The 17,706-nt window shown below is 71.1% G+C and carries 15 protein-coding genes; 8 read left to right on the top strand and 7 right to left on the bottom strand.

Going from position 1 to position 17,706, the window contains the following annotated elements:
• Positions 1-37: 37 nt before the first annotated feature.
• Complete coding sequence (locus ACFO6V_RS20295; RefSeq protein ID WP_377138545.1) at positions 38-598, top strand: STM3941 family protein; 561 nt, start codon at positions 38-40, stop codon at positions 596-598.
• 95 nt (positions 599-693) lie between these two features.
• Positions 694-1,359 carry a CYTH domain-containing protein gene (locus ACFO6V_RS20300; protein ID WP_357505539.1) on the top strand — a complete coding sequence of 222 codons (666 nt, stop codon included), beginning with the start codon at positions 694-696 and terminating at the stop codon, positions 1,357-1,359.
• Between the two features lie 4 nt (positions 1,360-1,363).
• Here the strand turns inward: ACFO6V_RS20300 and ACFO6V_RS20305 are convergent, their stop codons facing one another.
• The 3 genes from ACFO6V_RS20305 to ACFO6V_RS20315 form a co-directional block, all read right to left on the bottom strand.
• The gene (locus tag ACFO6V_RS20305) at positions 1,364-2,311 is read right to left on the bottom strand and encodes a D-alanyl-D-alanine carboxypeptidase family protein (protein WP_377138547.1); all 948 of its coding nucleotides are present in this window, start codon (positions 2,309-2,311) and stop codon (positions 1,364-1,366) included.
• A gap of 211 nt (positions 2,312-2,522) precedes the next feature.
• Positions 2,523-3,569, bottom strand: coding sequence for a hemolysin family protein (locus ACFO6V_RS20310; RefSeq protein WP_377138550.1), 1,047 nt, complete (start codon positions 3,567-3,569; stop codon positions 2,523-2,525).
• Complete coding sequence (locus tag ACFO6V_RS20315; protein ID WP_377138553.1) at positions 3,566-5,062, bottom strand: hemolysin family protein; 1,497 nt, start codon at positions 5,060-5,062, stop codon at positions 3,566-3,568. Before ACFO6V_RS20315 ends, ACFO6V_RS20310 begins: the two co-directional genes overlap by 4 nt.
• Before the next feature lie 192 nt (positions 5,063-5,254).
• On the opposite strand from ACFO6V_RS20315, the gene ACFO6V_RS20320 reads away from it, so the two are divergent.
• From ACFO6V_RS20320 to ACFO6V_RS20335, 4 genes are all read left to right on the top strand, one after another.
• Positions 5,255-6,028: a response regulator transcription factor gene (locus tag ACFO6V_RS20320; RefSeq protein ID WP_377138556.1), complete on the top strand. Its 774-nt coding sequence runs from the start codon at positions 5,255-5,257 to the stop codon at positions 6,026-6,028.
• 12 nt (positions 6,029-6,040) lie between these two features.
• A complete protein-coding gene (locus ACFO6V_RS20325; protein ID WP_377138559.1) occupies positions 6,041-7,195 on the top strand; it encodes a sensor histidine kinase in 1,155 nt (384 codons plus the stop codon).
• 370 nt (positions 7,196-7,565) lie between these two features.
• Positions 7,566-11,402: a multifunctional oxoglutarate decarboxylase/oxoglutarate dehydrogenase thiamine pyrophosphate-binding subunit/dihydrolipoyllysine-residue succinyltransferase subunit gene (locus ACFO6V_RS20330; protein ID WP_417715008.1), complete on the top strand. Its 3,837-nt coding sequence runs from the start codon at positions 7,566-7,568 to the stop codon at positions 11,400-11,402.
• A 91-nt stretch (positions 11,403-11,493) separates the two neighbouring features.
• Positions 11,494-12,192, top strand: a complete 699-nt coding sequence (locus ACFO6V_RS20335; protein ID WP_377138565.1) for a VOC family protein — start codon at positions 11,494-11,496, stop codon at positions 12,190-12,192.
• A 75-nt stretch (positions 12,193-12,267) separates the two neighbouring features.
• On the opposite strand, the gene ACFO6V_RS20340 is transcribed toward ACFO6V_RS20335, so the two are convergent.
• Positions 12,268-13,263 carry an aldo/keto reductase gene (locus ACFO6V_RS20340; RefSeq protein ID WP_377138568.1) on the bottom strand — a complete coding sequence of 332 codons (996 nt, stop codon included), beginning with the start codon at positions 13,261-13,263 and terminating at the stop codon, positions 12,268-12,270.
• A 153-nt stretch (positions 13,264-13,416) separates the two neighbouring features.
• On the opposite strand from ACFO6V_RS20340, the gene ACFO6V_RS20345 reads away from it, so the two are divergent.
• Complete coding sequence (locus ACFO6V_RS20345) at positions 13,417-14,361, top strand: aldose 1-epimerase family protein (protein WP_377138570.1); 945 nt, start codon at positions 13,417-13,419, stop codon at positions 14,359-14,361.
• Positions 14,362-14,570: 209 nt separating this feature from the next.
• Complete coding sequence (locus tag ACFO6V_RS20350; RefSeq protein WP_377139173.1) at positions 14,571-15,164, top strand: GDSL-type esterase/lipase family protein; 594 nt, start codon at positions 14,571-14,573, stop codon at positions 15,162-15,164.
• Positions 15,165-15,277: 113 nt separating this feature from the next.
• Here ACFO6V_RS20350 and ACFO6V_RS20355 read toward each other — a convergent pair whose 3' ends face one another.
• From ACFO6V_RS20355 to ACFO6V_RS20365, 3 genes are read right to left on the bottom strand one after another with little or no spacing between them, the layout of a single operon-like run.
• The gene (locus ACFO6V_RS20355) at positions 15,278-16,075 is read right to left on the bottom strand and encodes a DUF4097 family beta strand repeat-containing protein (RefSeq protein WP_377138573.1); all 798 of its coding nucleotides are present in this window, start codon (positions 16,073-16,075) and stop codon (positions 15,278-15,280) included.
• A 47-nt stretch (positions 16,076-16,122) separates the two neighbouring features.
• Entirely contained in the window at positions 16,123-16,830 is a 708-nt protein-coding gene (locus tag ACFO6V_RS20360; protein WP_377138576.1) for a PadR family transcriptional regulator, read from the bottom strand.
• The gene (locus tag ACFO6V_RS20365) at positions 16,830-17,696 is read right to left on the bottom strand and encodes a DUF4097 family beta strand repeat-containing protein (protein ID WP_377138579.1); all 867 of its coding nucleotides are present in this window, start codon (positions 17,694-17,696) and stop codon (positions 16,830-16,832) included. The genes ACFO6V_RS20360 and ACFO6V_RS20365 overlap by 1 nt, the downstream gene beginning before the upstream one ends.
• Positions 17,697-17,706: the final 10 nt, after the last annotated feature.

A 17,706-nucleotide genomic window follows, 5' to 3' on the forward strand; every position in this document is an offset into this window, starting at 1 on the left:
GCTACCGCTCGGACCACGGTGCAGCTACTGTCCCGGTATGCCCGACGAGTCCGTGGACTTCTATCCGTCCCGTGCGCACGTTCTCACGCTCGCCCTGACCATCCTCGCGCTGGTGGTGCTGTGTGCGGTGGCCGCCCGTCTCGGCTTCGACGCCGCGCAGACGAGCGCCGCGCCGGCCGCGCTCGCCGTCGTCTCGCTGAGCGCCATCGGCGTCCTGGTCTTCACCGGCCTGGGGCTCATCGTCCTGCGCCGCCTGCTGCTGCCCACCTGGCCCGTGCTCACCCTCGACGGCGAGGGGCTGACCGACTGGCTGCCCAACCTCGGCGTCGAGCAGGTGCTCTGGACCGAGGTCACGGGCGTCCGCGAGACCCGGCTGGCCTTCCGGCGGGTGCTCGCCGTGGACGTCACGGACCCGAAGGCGGTGGTCACGCGTCAGCGGACGTTCGTCCGGCGCATCGCCGCCTCGGCCAACATCGCCCTGGTCGGCACGCCGGTCGTGCTGAAGCCCGGGAGCATCGACAGCCGCCCCGAGGTGATCGCCGCGGCGCTGAGCACGTTCGTGAGCAGCCGGGCGCCCCGCACCGAGCCGGTTGCGTAGACTTCTTGAATCATCCGCAGACAACCATCTGCGGAACGGTACGTACGAGAAGCACCTACCGAGCATCAGCTGCCGAGCATGGCGAGGGACCTCACATGAGCGATGATCGCTTCGACGAGCCCGCCCCGGCCGACGCCGACCGCGGCTACGCCGACTTCGAGTTCGAGCGCCGGTTCTTCGTGCGCGACCTCCCGGCCGAGCTCCGGGACGCGCCGGCCCTCATCGTCCAGTCCTACTTCCTGGCGGACGACGGTTACGCCCTCCGGGTCCGCGTCCAGGCCGGTGACATCGACGCCGACCTGACCGGCGACACCGACCCGGCGGAGATCCTGCGCGCGCACGTCGCGGACATCGACTTCGCGGCGGTCACGGTGAAGGGGCCGGCGGTGGGTGGCACCCGCTACGAGGCGGAGCGAGAGCTGGACCCCAGCATCGGCGTCGAGCTGGTCCGCCGCGGCGGGGCACCGATCGTCAAGGTCCGGTACGCCGTCTGGCTCGGGGCGGACGGCTGGTCGATCGACGTCTTCGGTGGCGCCAACCACCCGCTGGTGGTGGCCGAGTGCGAGCGCTCTGGCCCGGTCACGGGCCTGCAGATCCCGGACTTCTGCGTCACCGAGATCACCGACGACCGCCGGTTCTCCAACGAGTCGCTCGCCATGGAGCCCTACAGCGCGTGGGCACCCTCGTTCGCCGCAGAGCTCGCGAGCGACGGTCCGGTGTTCCGCCAGGACTTCGGGCCGAACACCCACCTGCGCTTCTGAGGTCTTACCCCTGCCACTCGCCCTTCTCGGCGACGCCCGACACGAATTCCCAGTGCCACGGCTCGTACTTGCTGCCGCCGAGCTGGGCCCACGAGGGGTTCTGCCAGCCGTAGGACGGCGCGTTGGCCCAGAGCCACGAGAAGACCTCGCTGTCCCCGGTCTCCTTCGAGCAGAGGTCGATCGCGAGACCCCAGCCGTGCATGGACGTGCCCGGCGAGGCGGCGAAGTACCCCCTGGCGGCCTTGATCTCGTACTGCGTGTCCAGGTCGCGGTAGCTCGCCACGAGGCACATCTCCCGGCCGAACGACGCGCGGAACGCCTCGTTGAGCGCGCTGAGCGACATCGCGGCGTCGGGCCGCAGGTACTCCCCCGCCTGCCACAGCTCGCACAGGGAGTGGTCCGCGAGCGCACCGTTGGTGCCCTCCACGGGAGCGCTGACGTCGCAGTCCGGCAGCGGGCTGCGGTCGAGCGACCGGCTGGCGGCCGACTCGGGCCGGGTGATCGCCTCGGCCCGGACGAGGGCCCCGGAGGTCTTCGGGCGTTCGACGGGCTGTGTCACGAGGTCCAGCACGTTCGGCCCGGTGTGCGGCGCCTCGACGTCGAACGGCGATTCGCCGGACTCCGCGGTGCCCTGCACGAACGGTGCGGCGATAGTCGCCGCGGCCAGGGTGCCGATCACGGCAGCCCGGGAGACCATCCGCTGCGCGGCAGGCACGGACGACGTCGCTCTGACGGGCCGGGTGGCGGGCCGGGCGATAGCCCCGGTGACCACCTGGTCGAACGCCGTGGCGCTCCGGGTCGCCACCGGGTGGCTCGCCCGCGCCGGCGTCGGCTGGACCTGCGGACGCTGGACCTGCGGACGCCGGTCCCGCGCTCCCTGGGCCCGCAGCACGTGTGCGCGCAGGGCCTGGGCCTGCTGCTCCTCCGCCTCGCGCCGGGCGCGGCGCGTCATGGGCGCAGGCTGCAGGCTCGTCACAGCCGTGGACTCCACTGATCCCCCGTCGTCGAGTGTCCGCGGCCCCTCGCGGTGTCGATGTCGCACGAGACACTAACCGGGGCCGGGCCGCATGCCAAGCCCCGCCTGCACATCGCCCGACCTGCACATGACGTGATCACTACCCGTCCATGCCTTCCCGACACCCTCGTCTCAACGGCGCCGGACCTCAACGGCGCTGCATCGCATCGCGCACCTCGCCCACGAGCTCCTCCAGGATGTCCTCGAGGAAGACGACGCCAAGCACCTGGCCTTCGGTTCCCTCGACGCGAGCGAGGTGCGACCCGGAGCGCTGCATGACCCGCAGCGCGTCCTCGACCTCGTCGTGGGGCCCGACGGCGGCCAGCGCGCGGACCCGCCACGCGGCCACCGGCTCGAACCGGGCGGGCCCCGTCGCGTACAGGACGTCCTTGAGGTGCAGGTAGCCGACCAGCTCGTCGCCGTCCTCGCCGTGCGTCACGACGGGGAACCGGCTGAAGCCGTGCTTCGACACCAGCCGTTCGACGTCGTCGGGCGTGCTGTTCTCGTCGACGGCCACCAGGCCGCTGACGGGCACCATGACGTCGCTCGCCGTGCGGTTGGAGAACTCGATCGCGCCGGTCAGGAGGCCCTGCTCGTCGCGCAGGACACCCTCCGCCTGCGAGTGCTCGACGATGGACTGCACCTCCTCCGCGGTGAACGCGGAGGCGACCTCGTCCTTGGGCTCGACGCCCGCCAGCCGCACGGCGTGGTTGGCGATCCAGTTCAGGCCGCCGATGACGGGACGCAGCACGCGGGCGAGGAGCACCAGCGGCGGCCCGAACCACATGACCGCCCGGTCCGGGCCGGACACCGCGAGGTTCTTCGGCACCATCTCGCCGAGCACCACGTGCAGGTACACGACCAGGGACAGCGCGATCACGAGGGATATCGGGTGGGTGAGGTCGTCGCTCACCCCGAGGCTGTGCAGCGGCCCCTCGAGGAGGTGCGCCAGCGCGGGTTCCGCGACGATGCCGAGGCCGGTGGAGCAGACCGTCACGCCCAGCTGCGCGCAGGCCAGCATGAGCGACACGTGCTCCATCGCCCACAGGACGGTGATGGCCCGCCGGTCCCCCGCCGCGGCGAGCGGCTCGATGGCGCTGCGGCGCGCGGAGATGACGGCGAACTCCGCGCCCACGAAGAAGGCGTTGCCCGCGAGCAGCACCAGGCCGATGATCAGTGCGGTGGTCGTGCTCATCGGCTCGTCCCCTTCTCGCTGCGCGTTCGGTCGGTCCTGACCCGGTCCCCGCGAGTCCGGTCGTTCCGGGCTCGGTCACCGTCGGCCCGGTCGTCGGGCAGCGAGCGAACCCGCACCCGCTCGACGCGGCGCCCGTCCATGGCCTCCACGCGCAGGGTCACGCGGGCGGCCGCGGTCCCCACCGTGACCTCGTCACCGACCGTGGGCATGCGACCGAGCTCGGCCATGACGAGGCCGCCGAGCGTCTCGTACGCGGCCCCCTCCGGCACCTCGATCGCGGTGTACTCGACGAGCTCGTCCGGGCGCAGCACGCCCGGCACTATCCACGACCCGTCGGCGGCACGGGCCGCGCCCGCCCGTCGGGGGTCGTGCTCGTCCGCGACGTCGCCCACCAGCTCCTCGACGACGTCCTCCAGCGTGACGACGCCGGAGGTGCCGCCGTACTCGTCGACGACCACCGCCATCTGCATACCGAACCCGCGCAGCTCAACGAGCAGCGGGCCCAGGCGCACCGTCTCCGGGACGCGGGGCGCGTCCACCATGAGGGCGGCCGCCGGCACCTCGCTCCGGCGGTCGTGCGGCACGCCGACCGCACGCCGCAGGTGCACGAGGCCGACGACGTCGTCCCGGTCCTCCCCGATCACCGGGAACCGCGAGTGCCCGGTGCGGCGGGCGAGCGCGACGACGTCGTCCGCCGTCGCCGTCCGGTCCAGCACCGACATGCGCAGGCGGTCGGTCATGACGTCACGTGCGCTCAGCGTGTCCAGCTCGATCGAGTTGGTGAGCAGTGTCGCGACGGACTCCTGGAGCGTGCCCTCCTCTGCCGAGCGGCGCACCAGGGAGGCCAGCTCGGACGCGGACCGGGCCCCGGACAGCTCCTCACGCGGCTCGACGCCCATGCGCCGCAACAGGGCGTTCGCGGAGCCGTTGAGCACGGCGATCAGCGGCTTGAAGGTGATGGTGAACACCCGCTGCACCGGCACGACGATGCGTGCGGTGGCCAGGGGCGCCGAGAGCGCGAAGTTCTTGGGGATCAGCTCGCCGCACACCATGGAGAACACGTTGACCAGCACGACGGCCAGGACGCCGGCGAGGCCGGCGGAAACGGCGGTCGGCACGGACGTCGCACCGAATGCCGCCGAGAGCAGGGAGTTCAGCGCCGGCTGGGCCGTGTAGCCGAGCAGGATGGTGGTCAGCGTGATGCCGACCTGGGCCGAGCTCAGCTCGGTCGAGAGGTGGCGCAGCGCGGTGCGTACGCTGCGGTCCCGCATGCTCTGGCCCAGTGCGGGCCGGGCAGCGTGGGTGGACCGAGGGCTGGACGCGGAGGACTGGGGATCGGACCGGGTCCGACCGGGTCTGTCCCCCTCCGAGTCGTCGGTGTCACCGATCACCGCGGGGTCGATGGTGACGAGGGAGAACTCCCCGGCCACGAAGACAGCAGTACCTGCTGTGAGAAGGACGCCGACGGCGACCAAGATCCAGTCGCCGGTCATCTCGTGCTCCGGAGGGCGTTCGGGGGGTCTGGATTCTTCCAGGATCTTCGGTCGGGATATCGCTCGATCATCGTGCGATAGATCGTAGCGGGAACACTCCGGAAGGGCTGCGCGCACTCGCGACCGAGCGCGCGGACACGCAGTCAGGCCGTTATCAGGGTCTTATCAGGTAGGTACGGGCATGATTGACCTATGTCATCTGGTAACCCCCAGCCGTCTGGGGCCTCGCAGCAGCCCGGTCCGGCGTCGGCCGCAGCCACTACCGGTCAGCAGAGCGCGACCGTGCTCGTAGTGGAGGACGAGCCGACGATCGCGACGGCCATCGCTCAGCGGCTGTCCGCCGAGGGCTGGCGGGTCGAGGTCGCACGCGACGGCTTGTCCGGCGTCGACGCCGCCTCACGGCTGCGCCCCGACCTCGTCGTGCTCGACGTGATGCTCCCAGGCATCGACGGGCTCGAGGTCACGCGGCGCATCCAGGCCGAGCACCCCACGCCGATCCTCATGCTCACGGCACGGGACGACGAGACCGACATGCTGGTCGGTCTCGGCGTCGGCGCGGACGACTACATGACCAAGCCGTTCTCGATGCGCGAGCTCGTGGCCCGGATCAAGGCGCTCCTGCGCCGCGTGGACCGGGCGGCGCAGGCCGCGGCCACGACGCCGGCCGACCCGCCCATGATGATGGGCGACGTCACGGTGGACCGCGCCCAGCGCCGCGTCTACCGCGGCGGCGAGGAGGTCCACCTGACCCCGACCGAGTTCGAGCTGCTCGTCATGCTCGCCGGGTCGCCCAAGACCGTGCTCACGCGCGAACGCCTGCTCGCCGAGGTCTGGGACTGGGCGGACGCCAGCGGCACACGCACCGTGGACTCCCACATCAAGGCGCTGCGCCGCAAGCTCGGACCCGACCTGATCCGTACCGTGCACGGCGTCGGGTACGCGTTCGAGCCGCCCGCCAACCAGTAACCCGGTGATCCGATGAGACCGCACGTACCCCGCGTCCCCGACGTGCGGCCGCTGGACCCGCTGCGCTCGCTCAAGATCAAGCTGGGCGTGCTGGTGGCGGTGACGGTCTCGGCGGCGGTGCTGATCACGTGGCTCGGCCTGCAGGCGTCCCTGGGGCCGAGCCGCACCTTCCCCCTGGCGATCATCCTGTCGCTGCTGGTCACGCAGGTCCTGGCCCGCGGTATGACGTCGCCGCTGCGCGAGATCACCGAGGCCGTCGAGGCCATGGCGGACGGCGACTACACCCGCCGGGTCCGTGCGACGAGCAGCGACGAGGTCGGGCAGCTCGCGCACGCCTTCAACCGCATGGCCGAGGACCTGGCCTCGGTCGAGCAGACCCGCCGCGACCTGATCGCCAACGTGTCGCACGAGCTGCGCACCCCGGTCGCCGCGCTCAAGGCGCAGCTGGAGAACATGGTCGACGGCGTCGTCGAGCCCACCCCGGCCGCGCTGGAGCAGGCGCACGCCCAGACGGACCGGCTCACCCGGCTCGTCACCTACCTGCTCGATCTCTCGCGCATCGAGGCGGGTGCCTCGGCGCTCAACGTGGGCAAGATCGCCGTCGGCGACTTCCTCGAGGACTGCGCCGAGGACCTCTCGATGGTCGACGCCGCCAAGGACCTCCACTACGTCGTCGACGTCACGCCGGAGGACCTCTCCATAGAGGGCGACGCCGAACGCCTCCACCAGGTGGTCATGAACCTGCTGCAGAACGCGATCCGGCACTCGCCGCCGGGCGGTGTCGTCCGCCTGGACGCCTACCCCGTGGACAGCACCGAGGGCGCCGACGTCGTCCTGGAGGTCAGCGACGAGGGTCCCGGTATCGCCGCGGCCGACCGCGAGCGGATCTTCCAGCGGTTCGTGCGTGGCACCGGGTCGACGGCGGATCGGACCGACGGCCGGGGACGGAACGGGTCCTCGGGCGACACGTTCGGCGGCAGCATGGTCGGGAGTACCGTCGGGTCGAGCGGCGGCACCGGGATCGGCCTGGCCATCGTCCGCTGGGCGGTCGAGCTGCACGGCGGGCACGTCCAGGTGGTCGACTCCGACCGGGGGGCGACGATGCGGGTCACCCTCCCGGCGCGGGCGCACCCGGCACCGGGTGTCTCGACCACGCACACGGACTGATCGCATACGGACTGATCGGGTAGTTTCCGGTGAGAAACCGAGAAGCCTAGGGGCGCGAGCGGTCAGAGCGTGAGACGGAGTCGCGTGATTTCTGTCACACGCGCCAAAGATTGTCTGCCTCACACGGAGCCCCGTAACGCCGCGTTGGGGACTTCCAGGCCGAATGTTGCCCGGGTTTTGCTCAGCGTGCGATAAACATGACGAACCAACTTCTTTGGCGTCGTCGCGCCCCGCAGGGCCCACGCGGCCAAGCCCACCGGCGGGCCAGAAGGGCCTACCCTTGGAGGGTCCGAAAACATTCGGGCTTCGCGTGCTGCGACAAGGGCGGCGCGCGACGAACGCAACTGTGGTGAAGGTGGGCGATCCGCGCGTGTCCCCTAAGGCTGGTTCAGAGTCGATCAGCGTGGCGAGCTCGTCATTCGGAGCCAACGAATGGCTTGTCGACGAGCTCTACCAGCAGTACCTCAAGGACAAGAACGCGGTAGACCCCGCGTGGTGGGACTTCTTCGCCGACTACACCCCCGGCGAGAACGGCTCCACCAAGGACGGCGCACCGGCGGCAGCTCCGAAGGCTCCGGCCGACGCAGCGCCGGCCGACGGGGCTCCAGCCGGCGCAGGTGCGACCCAGGCAAGCCCGGCAGCCGCTCCGGCGGCCCCCGCCCCGGCTCCCGCCCGGCAGTCGGCCACCCCGGTGACCGGCGGCACCGCCGCCTCGGAGGCGGCGCAGAAGGTGCGCAAGAAGCGCCTGCCGGCGGACCCCAAGGTCAACCCGGCGAACCCGATCGCCACCCCACCCACCACGCACTACGCGGACACGTTCGAGCGCCCCGTGGCGCACCCGGACGCCGTCGACGACGTCCAGAAGCTGCGCGGCCCCGCCGCGCGCGTGGTCACGAACATGGAGGCCTCGCTCGAGGTCCCCACCGCCACCTCGGTGCGCGCCGTGCCCGCCAAGCTGATGGTCGACAACCGCATAGTCATCAACAACCACCTCAAGCGTGGTCGCGGCGGCAAGATCTCCTTCACGCACCTCATCGGCTTCGCGCTGGTCGAGGCGCTTGCCGACATGCCGGTCATGAACGCGCACTACGAGCCGGTGGACGGCAAGCCGGGCGTGAACCAGCCCGCGCACGTGGGCTTCGGTCTCGCGATCGACCTCGCCAAGCCGGACGGTTCGCGCCAGCTCCTGGTGCCGAGCATCAAGAAGGCCGAGGAGCTCGACTTCGCCGAGTTCTGGGCGGCCTACGAGGAGCTCGTGCGCAAGGCCCGCGGCAACAAGCTCGCCGTGCCGGACTTCCAGGGCACCACGATCTCGCTGACCAACCCGGGCGGCATCGGCACCGTGCACTCGGTGCCGCGCCTGATGCAGGGTCAGGGCACCATCATCGGCGTCGGCGCCATGGACTACCCGGCGGAGTTCGCCGGCGCGTCCGAGGAGCAGCTCGCCCGGATGGGCATCTCGAAGGTCATGACGGTCACCTCGACCTACGACCACCGGATCATCCAGGGTGCGCAGTCCGGCGAGTTCCTGAAGATCATCTCGAACAAGCTGCTCGGCCTGGACGGCTTCTACGACCGCGTCTTCGCCGCTCTGCGCGTCCCGTACGAGCCCGTCCGCTGGGTCCGCGACAACACGGTCGACGCCGACGTCGAGGCCGCCAAGCCGGCCAAGATCGCCGAGGTCGTCCAGTCGTACCGCTCGCGCGGCCACCTCATGGCCGACACGGACCCGCTGGCCTACCGCCAGCGCAAGCACCCCGACCTGGACATCCAGAACCACGGCCTCACGCTCTGGGACCTGGACCGCACCTTCCCGACGGCGGGCTTCGGCACCAAGCCCAAGGCGACGCTGCGCGAGATCCTCGGCCTGCTGCGCGACTCGTACTGCCGCACCATCGGCATCGAGTACATGCACATCGCCGACCCGGGTCAGCGCAAGTGGCTCCAGGAGCGCCTGGAGGCGGGCTACGCCAAGACGCCGCGCGAGGACCAGCTGCGCATCCTGCGCCGCCTGAACTCCGCCGAGGCGTTCGAGACGTTCCTGCAGACCAAGTTCGTCGGGCAGAAGCGCTTCTCCCTCGAGGGCGGCGAGTCCCTGATCCCGCTGCTCGACGCGATCCTCTCGCGGGCAGCCGAGGGCGGCCTCGACGAGGTCGGCATCGGCATGGCCCACCGTGGCCGCCTCAACGTGCTGGCGAACATCGCGGGCAAGAGCTACGGCCAGATCTTCAAGGAGTTCGAGGGCCAGCTCGACCCCAAGAGCGTCCAGGGCTCGGGTGACGTGAAGTACCACCTCGGTACCGAGGGCACCTTCACGTCGGAGTCCGGCGCCACGACGCGCGTCTACCTCGCGGCCAACCCGTCGCACCTCGAGGCCGTCGACCCGGTGCTCGAGGGCATCGTGCGCGCCAAGCAGGACCGCATCGACCTCGGCGGCGACGGCTTCTCCGTGCTGCCGATCCTGGTGCACGGCGACGCGGCCTTCGCGGGCCAGGGCGTCGTGCCCGAGGTGCTGAACCTGTCGCAGCTGCGCGGGTACCGCACCGGCGGCACGATCCACGTCGTCGTCAACAACCAGGTCGGCTTCACCACCGGCCCGACGGCGTCCCGCTCCACCACGTACGCGACCGACGTCGCCAAGGGCTACCAGGTCCCGGTCATGCACGTGAACGGCGACGACCCCGAGGCCGTCGTGCGGACCGCCGAGCTCGCCTTCGCGTTCCGCGAGCAGTTCGGCCAGGACGTCATCATCGACCTCATCTGCTACCGCCGCCGCGGGCACAACGAGGGCGACGACCCGTCGATGACGCAGCCGCTCATGTACAACCTCATCGAGACCAAGCGTTCCGTGCGCAAGCTGTACACCGAGAACCTGGTCGCCCGCGGTGACATCACCGTCGAAGAGGCCGAGGGCGCGCTGCAGGACTACCAGTCGCAGCTCGAGCGGGTCTTCACCGAGACCAAGTCGGGCTTCACGCCCGCCCCGCAGACGGAGCACCTCGCCGGCCTGGAGCGCCCCGAGTCCCAGCGTGAGGACGCCGGGACGATGGTGGGCTGGCAGACGGCGATCTCGCCGGAGATGCTGCAGCGGGTCGGCGACGTGCACACCACGCCGCCCGAGGGCTTCACGATCCACCCGAAGCTCGCGCAGATGCTGGAGAAGCGCCAGCTCATGGCGAAGGAAGGCGGCATCGACTGGGGCTTCGGCGAGCTCGTCGCCTTCGGCTCGCTGCTCGTCGAGGGCACCCCGGTGCGCCTCGCCGGGCAGGACTCCCGCCGCGGCACCTTCGTGCAGCGGCACGCGGTGCTGCACGACCGGGAGACCGGTGCCGAGTGGACGCCGCTGCTGTACATGTCGGGCGACCAGGCCAAGTTCTGGGTCTACGACTCCTCGCTGTCGGAGTACGCCGCACTCGGCTTCGAGTACGGCTACTCGGTGGAGCGCCCGGACGCCCTGGTGCTCTGGGAGGCGCAGTTCGGCGACTTCGTCAACGGCGCCCAGACGGTGATCGACGAGTTCATCTCGTCCGCCGAGCAGAAGTGGGGCCAGTCGTCGTCGGTCGTCATGCTGCTGCCGCACGGCTACGAGGGCCAGGGGCCGGACCACTCGTCCGCCCGCATCGAGCGGTTCCTGCAGCTCGGCGCGGAGAACAACCTGACGATCGCGCAGCCGTCCACCCCGGCGTCGTACTTCCACCTGCTACGCCGCCAGGCGTACGCCCGTCCGCGCCGTCCGCTCGTGGTGTTCACGCCGAAGCAGCTGCTGCGGCTCAAGGCGGCGGCCTCCTCGGTGGAGGACTTCACGTCGGGCACGTTCCAGGAGGTCATCGCGGACTCGGTGGCCGACCCGGCCAAAGTGAACCGTGTGCTCCTGTGCACGGGCCGCGTGTACTACGACCTGCTCGCCGAGCGCACCAAGCGCGGCGACGAGGGTGTGGCCATCGTGCGCCTCGAGCAGCTGTACCCGTTCCCGGAGGCACAGATCCGCGCGGAGCTCGCCAAGTACGACGGCGCCGAGCTGGTCTGGGTGCAGGACGAGCCGCAGAACCAGGGTGCGTGGGGCTTCATCCACCTGGCCCTGCCGCTGGACATGCCGTACGTCAAGGTGGTCTCCCGCCCGGCGTCGGCATCGACGGCCGCCGGCACCGCCAAGCTGCACCAGGCGCAGCAGAAGACGCTCCTCGAGCAGGCCTTCACGCGCGGCTGACAGTTAGCTCTAGAGAGAGGCGGGCATCCCTTCGGGGATGCCCGCCTCTCGTGCTCTCCCGGGCCGACGTCGGTCGCCGTACGCTGGCGTGATGGTAGACGCAGCCCTCAAGGACCTGGTGATCGACGCCACGGACGGGCCGACGCTCGCCGCCTTCTGGTCAGCGGCCCTGGGGCTCCGGTCGCGGCCGGCCGGCGACTCCGCGGCCGACCTCGTGCTCGAGGACGACGTCCCGGAGCACACGGTCTGGATCAACCAGGTCCCCGAGCCGCGCACCGTGAAGCAGCGGGTGCACCTGGACCTGCACGCCACCGTCGACGAGCTCCGGGCGCTCGGCGCCACGCCGGAGGTCCCGCGCGAGGACTGGACGGTCATGCGCGACCCCGAGGGCGGCGAGCTCTGCGCGTTCCCGCGCCGGGCGGCGACGGTGGGCGACTATCGTCTCTACGCGCTGGTCGTGGACTGCGCCGACCCGGCGGCGGCGAGCAGCTGGTGGGGAGAGCGGTTCGGCCTGGAGCCGAAGCGGTACTCCGACCGGCCGTGGTACCAGCTGGAACCAGGCAGGGGGCTGCCCTGGCTGATGCTCTTCATCCCCGTCCCCGAGCCGAAGACCGTGAAGAACCGCATCCACTGGGACGTGTGGGGCGAGACCGAGAACTTTCTCGACGCCGGAGCCACGCTGCTCATGGCGCGTGCGGACTCCCCGGACCCGCATGTGTTCTGGGACGTGCTCGCTGACCCGGAGGGCAACGAGTTCTGCGTCTTCCGTCCGGACCAGACCGCGAAGTAGAGCGCCTGTCCCACTTCCCACGAGGCTCACCTCGTGCGGGAGCGGGACAGGCGCTCTACTTCGCGGTCCTACGCGTCACCACTTGTCGTGGACGTGCTCCTTGATCATCTCGTCGTAGATCTCCCGCACGCCGGACATGAAGAGCGGGCCCAGCGTCTCCGCGTGACCGGCCGCGGCGTTGGCGCGGGCCTGCTCGACGTTGCGCGCCCCCGGGATCACGGAGGAGACGCCCGGACGCTGCCAGGCCCAGGCGATCGCCGCCTGCGCGGGGGTCAGGCTCTCGCCGACCAACTCCTTCGCCAGCTCGGTGAACCGGGCGGCGGCCTCAAGCCCCACCTCGTAGGGCACGCCGGAGAACGTCTCGCCGACGTCGAACGCGGCGCCGTCGCGGTTGTAGGTGCGGTGGTCGTTCTCGGCGAACACCGTGTCCTTGGTGTACTTGCCGGAGAGCAGGCCGGACGCGAGCGGCACGCGCGCGATGATGCCGACGCCCGCGGCGGAGGCCGCCGGCAGCACCTCGTCGAGCGGCTTGAGCCGGAACGCGTTGAGGATGATCTGCACGCTGGCGACGTTCGGCCGCGCGATGGCCTCGAGCGCCTCCGTGGTCTTCTCGACGCTCACACCGTAGGCGGCGATCGCGCCGTCGGACACGAGCTGGTCGAGCGCGTCGTAGACCGCGTCCGAGGAGTAGACGGGCGTGGGCGGGCAGTGGAGCTGCACCAGGTCCAGCCGCTCGACGCCGAGGTTCCGGCGGGACCGGTCGGTCCACTCCCGGAAGTTCTGGAGCACGTAGTTCTCCGGCACCTGGTCCATCCGTCGGCCCATCTTCGTGGCGACGGTGATGCCGGCGTCGGGGTGGTCCTTCAAGAAGGAGCCGATCGCCTGCTCGCTGCGGCCGTCACCATAGACGTCCGCGGTGTCGAAGAAGGTCACCCCGGCCTCGAGCGAGGCCTCGAGGACGGCGCGGGCGTCGCCCTCGCTGACCTCACCCCAGTCAGCACCGAGCTGCCAGGTGCCCAGGCCCACAGCCGACACGAGCCGACCGGTCCGTCCGAGTACCTGCTGTTCCATCGTTCCTCCTTGCTGGGGCGGGCAGGCGTGCCCGCGTGGACCCGACGTCAGGTCCTGTTCGTAGCGGGGTCGTGTGAACATCACAGAACCCGACCCCCTAGTCTGCTGTCTCACGCTACGTGGCGCAGGCATAAATTGCCCTACGGTTACGGTGTGAGTGTGACGACAGAAATTCCTCCCGTTGCTGCGGCCAGGCCCCATCCTTCCGGGGACCAGTTCCGGATCAGCCACGAAGGCCACCGTGCGACGGTCACCCAGGTGGGTGCGGCGCTGCGAGAGTACTCGGTCGACGGCCGCGACGTCGTGGTGCCCTTCAGAGCGGACGAGATCAGCCCGGTGTTCAACTGCGCCGTGCTGATTCCGTGGCCGAACCGGCTCCGCGACGGCTCGTACGAGTACGGCGGCACGACGCACCAGCTGCCCGTCACGGAGCCCGCGCGCAACACCGCGCTGCACGGGCTCGCGGCGTGGGACCGCTGGTCGGTGATCGAGCACACCGGCTCCGCCGTGACCCTCGGGCTCGAGCTAGTCGCCCGGCCGGGCTACCCGTTCCAGCTGGTCGCGCAGATCCGCTACGCCCTGTCCGACGCGGGTCTCGAGGTCACCCTCGACGTCACGAACGTCGGAGCGAGCACGGCGCCCTACGGGTGCGGGTTCCACCCGTGGCTCTCGACGGGCGGCGCCAACCTGGACGAGTGCACGGTCCGCCTCGACGCGGCCACCCGCGTCACGACCGACGAGCGGCTGCTCCCGACCGGGACCGAACCGGCGTCGGGCACCTTTGACCTGCGTGAGCCGCGCAGCGCGGCCGGCCTGGACCTCGACGACGCGTACGTGGACGTCATCAGGGACGCCGACGGCCTCTCCTGGGCCCACCTGTCCGCACCGGACGGCCGCACCGCGGCGGTCTGGATGGACGAGTCGCAGGACGTCTGGCAGGTCTGCTCCGGCGACCACATCGACCCCGACCGTCGCCGGATGGGCCTCGCCGCCGAGCCGATGACGTGCGTCGCCGACGCGTTCCGCACGGGCGAACGGCTCGTGCACCTCGCTCCGGGCGAGCGGCACGCCGTCCGCTGGGGGATGACGCTGCTCTGACGGCGCCACGTCGACGTCGCTGGACCGACGGCGCCGTTCCGACGTCGCCGCGCTGACGACGCCGCGAAAGTGTCGCTTCGTTCTGACGTGGGCGCACACGCGTCGGCGCGTTGGCACTGTTCGGCCACTGTCCGTGCACCACAATGAGGAACCGGCCGTCCGCCAGGCTGCCGGGAACAGGCAAGGAGAGTCCGTTGCAGGATCGCGAGGTGCGCATCTGCGTCGTCGGTGACGAGCTGGCCACGGGTGTCGGAGACGCTCGTGCGCTCGGCTGGACCGGTCGCGTCCTCGCACGCACCCATTTCTCCCGGCCCGCCATGCTCTTCACCCTCGCCGTGCCCGGCGAGACGAGCACGCAGCTCGGCGCCCGCTGGGAGGCGGAGACCGCCACGCGGTTCGGCTCGGACTCCGAGGTCGAGAACCGCCTGGTGGTGGCCCTGGGGCGGCACGACGTCGCCTCCGGGCTCACCGTCGCGCGCTCACGGCTGAACCTGGCGAACATCCTGGATGTCGCGGACGCGAACCGGACGGCGGCGTTCGTCGTCGGGCCGCCGCCCGGGCTGCCCGCGGAGGGGAGCCGGATCGCAGAGCTGTCGGACGCGTTCGCCGACGTCGCCAACCGGCGCCGGGTGCCGTACGTCGACACGTACACGCCGCTCGCGCAGCACGAGCAGTGGCTCGCCGACCTGGCGCAGGGTGGGGGCGTCTACCCCGGCCAGGCGGGCTACGGCCTGATGGCGTGGCTGGTGCTGCACACGGGCTGGCACAACTGGCTGGGCCTCCCCCAGGACGAGGTCGCCTGAGCCGGAGGTGCAGCGCAGGCTCAGGCGATACAGGCAGTGCCTGTGCGAGTTCGGCGAAGTAGAGCGCCTGTCCGAGTTTCCCTCGGACAGGCGCTCTACTTCGCCGACCTACTTCAGCCGCGGGTGATCGTGGCCGTTCCCGAGACGGTGTTGGTCGAGATGTACGCCGCCGCGCCAGGCTCCGCGTGGTCGACGACGACGGTGCGCTGCGCGCTGGACGTCGCCTGCGCCCCGTCGATGACCACCTTGCCCGTGACGCTGCGCGCACGGAGGTTGACCGGGGACCCGGCGTCGAGCTGCACCGCTGCCGGGCCGGAGACCGTCTTGGCGTTGACGAGCGGCGTGGTGCCGATGGCGGTGACGTCCACCGCGCCCGACACCGTCTGGACGGACACCCGGCCCAGAGCGCCCACCACGGACGCCGCGCCGGAGACCGTCGAGACCGATACGTCGCCCGAGTGCTCGGCGACGGTGACCGCTCCCGTGCCCGACTTGGTGGTCACGGACCCGGTGGTGCCGGTCACGGTGATGGCGCCGCCGGCGGTCTTCACGTTGACCCCGGCCCGCGACCCGGTCACCACGACCTCGGCGCCGACCGTGGCGACGTCCACCACCGACGTGGCGGGCACGGTCACCCTGACAACCGCTGCGTCCTGGTCCTTGAGGCCGCGGAAGCGGTCCACGAAGCCCTCGAGCCCCGGGAAGTCGTAGGCGACCCGGAGGTTGCCGTGCTCGGCGAGGATCTGCAGCGGCCGCGCCGACACCTCGATGACTTCGACGAGGGCGCCGGACGTGCGGTTCGGGTCTGCCACGATCTCCGCGCGGCCGTTCGTCAGGCGGACGATCAGGGTCGAGGCGCCGCCGACCTCGATGGTCTGCGGGGCGGCCACGCTCCAGGACTCGGTGGTCATCGCTGTGCTCCGTTCATTGGGGAAAGCTGCTGGGGGTTCGGACAGATTCATGGGTTTCGGTCCGCACGACGCGGCGGAGAGGTCGTGCTGTGCGGCAGCGTCCCACGGATCGCGGAACGTGCCGAGTCGAGAACTGTGCGGAGCGTCTCCACGGTCAGCGCGGACACGGTACCGGCGACGTCCGCCTCCCGCAGATCGGCCAGGACGTCGTTACGGAACCGCTGCAGGACCACCTCGGCGTCGTGCCGCAGGGAGTTGGACTGCGTACGCCGCGGGTCGGGAGCGGCACCCGGACGCGGCCGTGTGCGGACCTCTTGCGCGGCCGCCGCCAGCTCGGCCCGCAGGCCGCGCATCGTGTCGCGGACGTCGGCCCGCACCTCGTCCGCCAGGCTGCGCACCGTCTCGGCCACGCTGCGCTCCAGCCGCCTGACGTCGTCGAGACGTGCGTCGATCTCCGCGCGACCGGCCGGGGTGAGCTCGTAGGTGGCCTTGCGGCCGGCCCCCGGTGAGCCCGGCGACCCGTGCAGGCCCTGCCCGCCCGCCGTCCCGGCACCGGACCCCGGGACGGACCGGCGCACCAGGCCCTCCTCCTCGAGCCGGGCAAGGCGCGGATAGATGGTCCCGGCACTGGGGCGGTAGGTGCCGCCGAAGCGCCGGGTGAGCTCGGTGATGAGCTCGTACCCGTGCCGGGGCCCGTCCAGGAGCAGCACCAGGAGGTACAGGCGCAGCTCCCCGTGGGCGAACACCGGGGGCACTACAGCTCCACGGGCGACTGGTCCGCGGGCACGGCGCCGGACGGTGCGTCGGCGACCGCGTCCTGCGGCCCGCCGATCACCGTGACGTCACCGGAGACGCCGGTCACCCGCAGGTGCATGACGCCGGGGCCCGCCGACCGGTCGCCGCCGACGACCTTCGAGCCACCACCGCCGGTGAACTGCAGGCCGCCCAGGGTCACCCGCCCGCTGACGCTCTGCACGGAGACCTCGACGGCCCGCTCGTCCGGCACCCGCAGGAGCATGTTCCCGGACACGGTGTTGACCCGGACGGTGTGCGGCTGGTTCACCAGGTCGAACGTCACGTCCCCGGACACCGAGGACGACGTGACCGAGTCGGCGGAAGCGCTCACCACGACGTCGGCGGACACGGTGTTGCTCGTGACGTCGCCGACGTGGTCGCGGACCGTCACCTCGCCGGAGACCGTGTTCAGCTTGAGGTCGCCGGCCGTACGAGAGACCAGCAGCGAGCCGGAGACGGTGGACGCCGACGCACCCGCCGTCGTGCCGGCGAGGAGGCCTTCGCCGCGGACCGTGCCGAGCCGGACGGCGGTTCCGGCCGGTACCGCTACGTGGATGTCGGCGCGGGCCTTTCCGCCGAAGTCGGCGAACCGCTTCATGAACGAGCCCCAGCCGGACAGGCCGCTCTCGTGCTCGATCACCAGGCGTCCCGCCTCGAGACGCACCTCGAGCGACCGCCCTTCCACCGAGTGCACCTCGACCCGGACCACCGGCTCGTCGTGCGCCACGATGTCGAGGCGTCCGTCCACGACATGGGCGTCGACGCTGGTCACACCGTCCAGCTCGATGGTCTGCGGACCGGTGACGGTCCAGCTGTCTGCGCTCATGGGTTCCTCC

The sequence above is a fragment of the Promicromonospora alba genome (assembly GCF_042654905.1).
GTDB lineage: Bacteria > Actinomycetota > Actinomycetes > Actinomycetales > Cellulomonadaceae > Promicromonospora > Promicromonospora alba.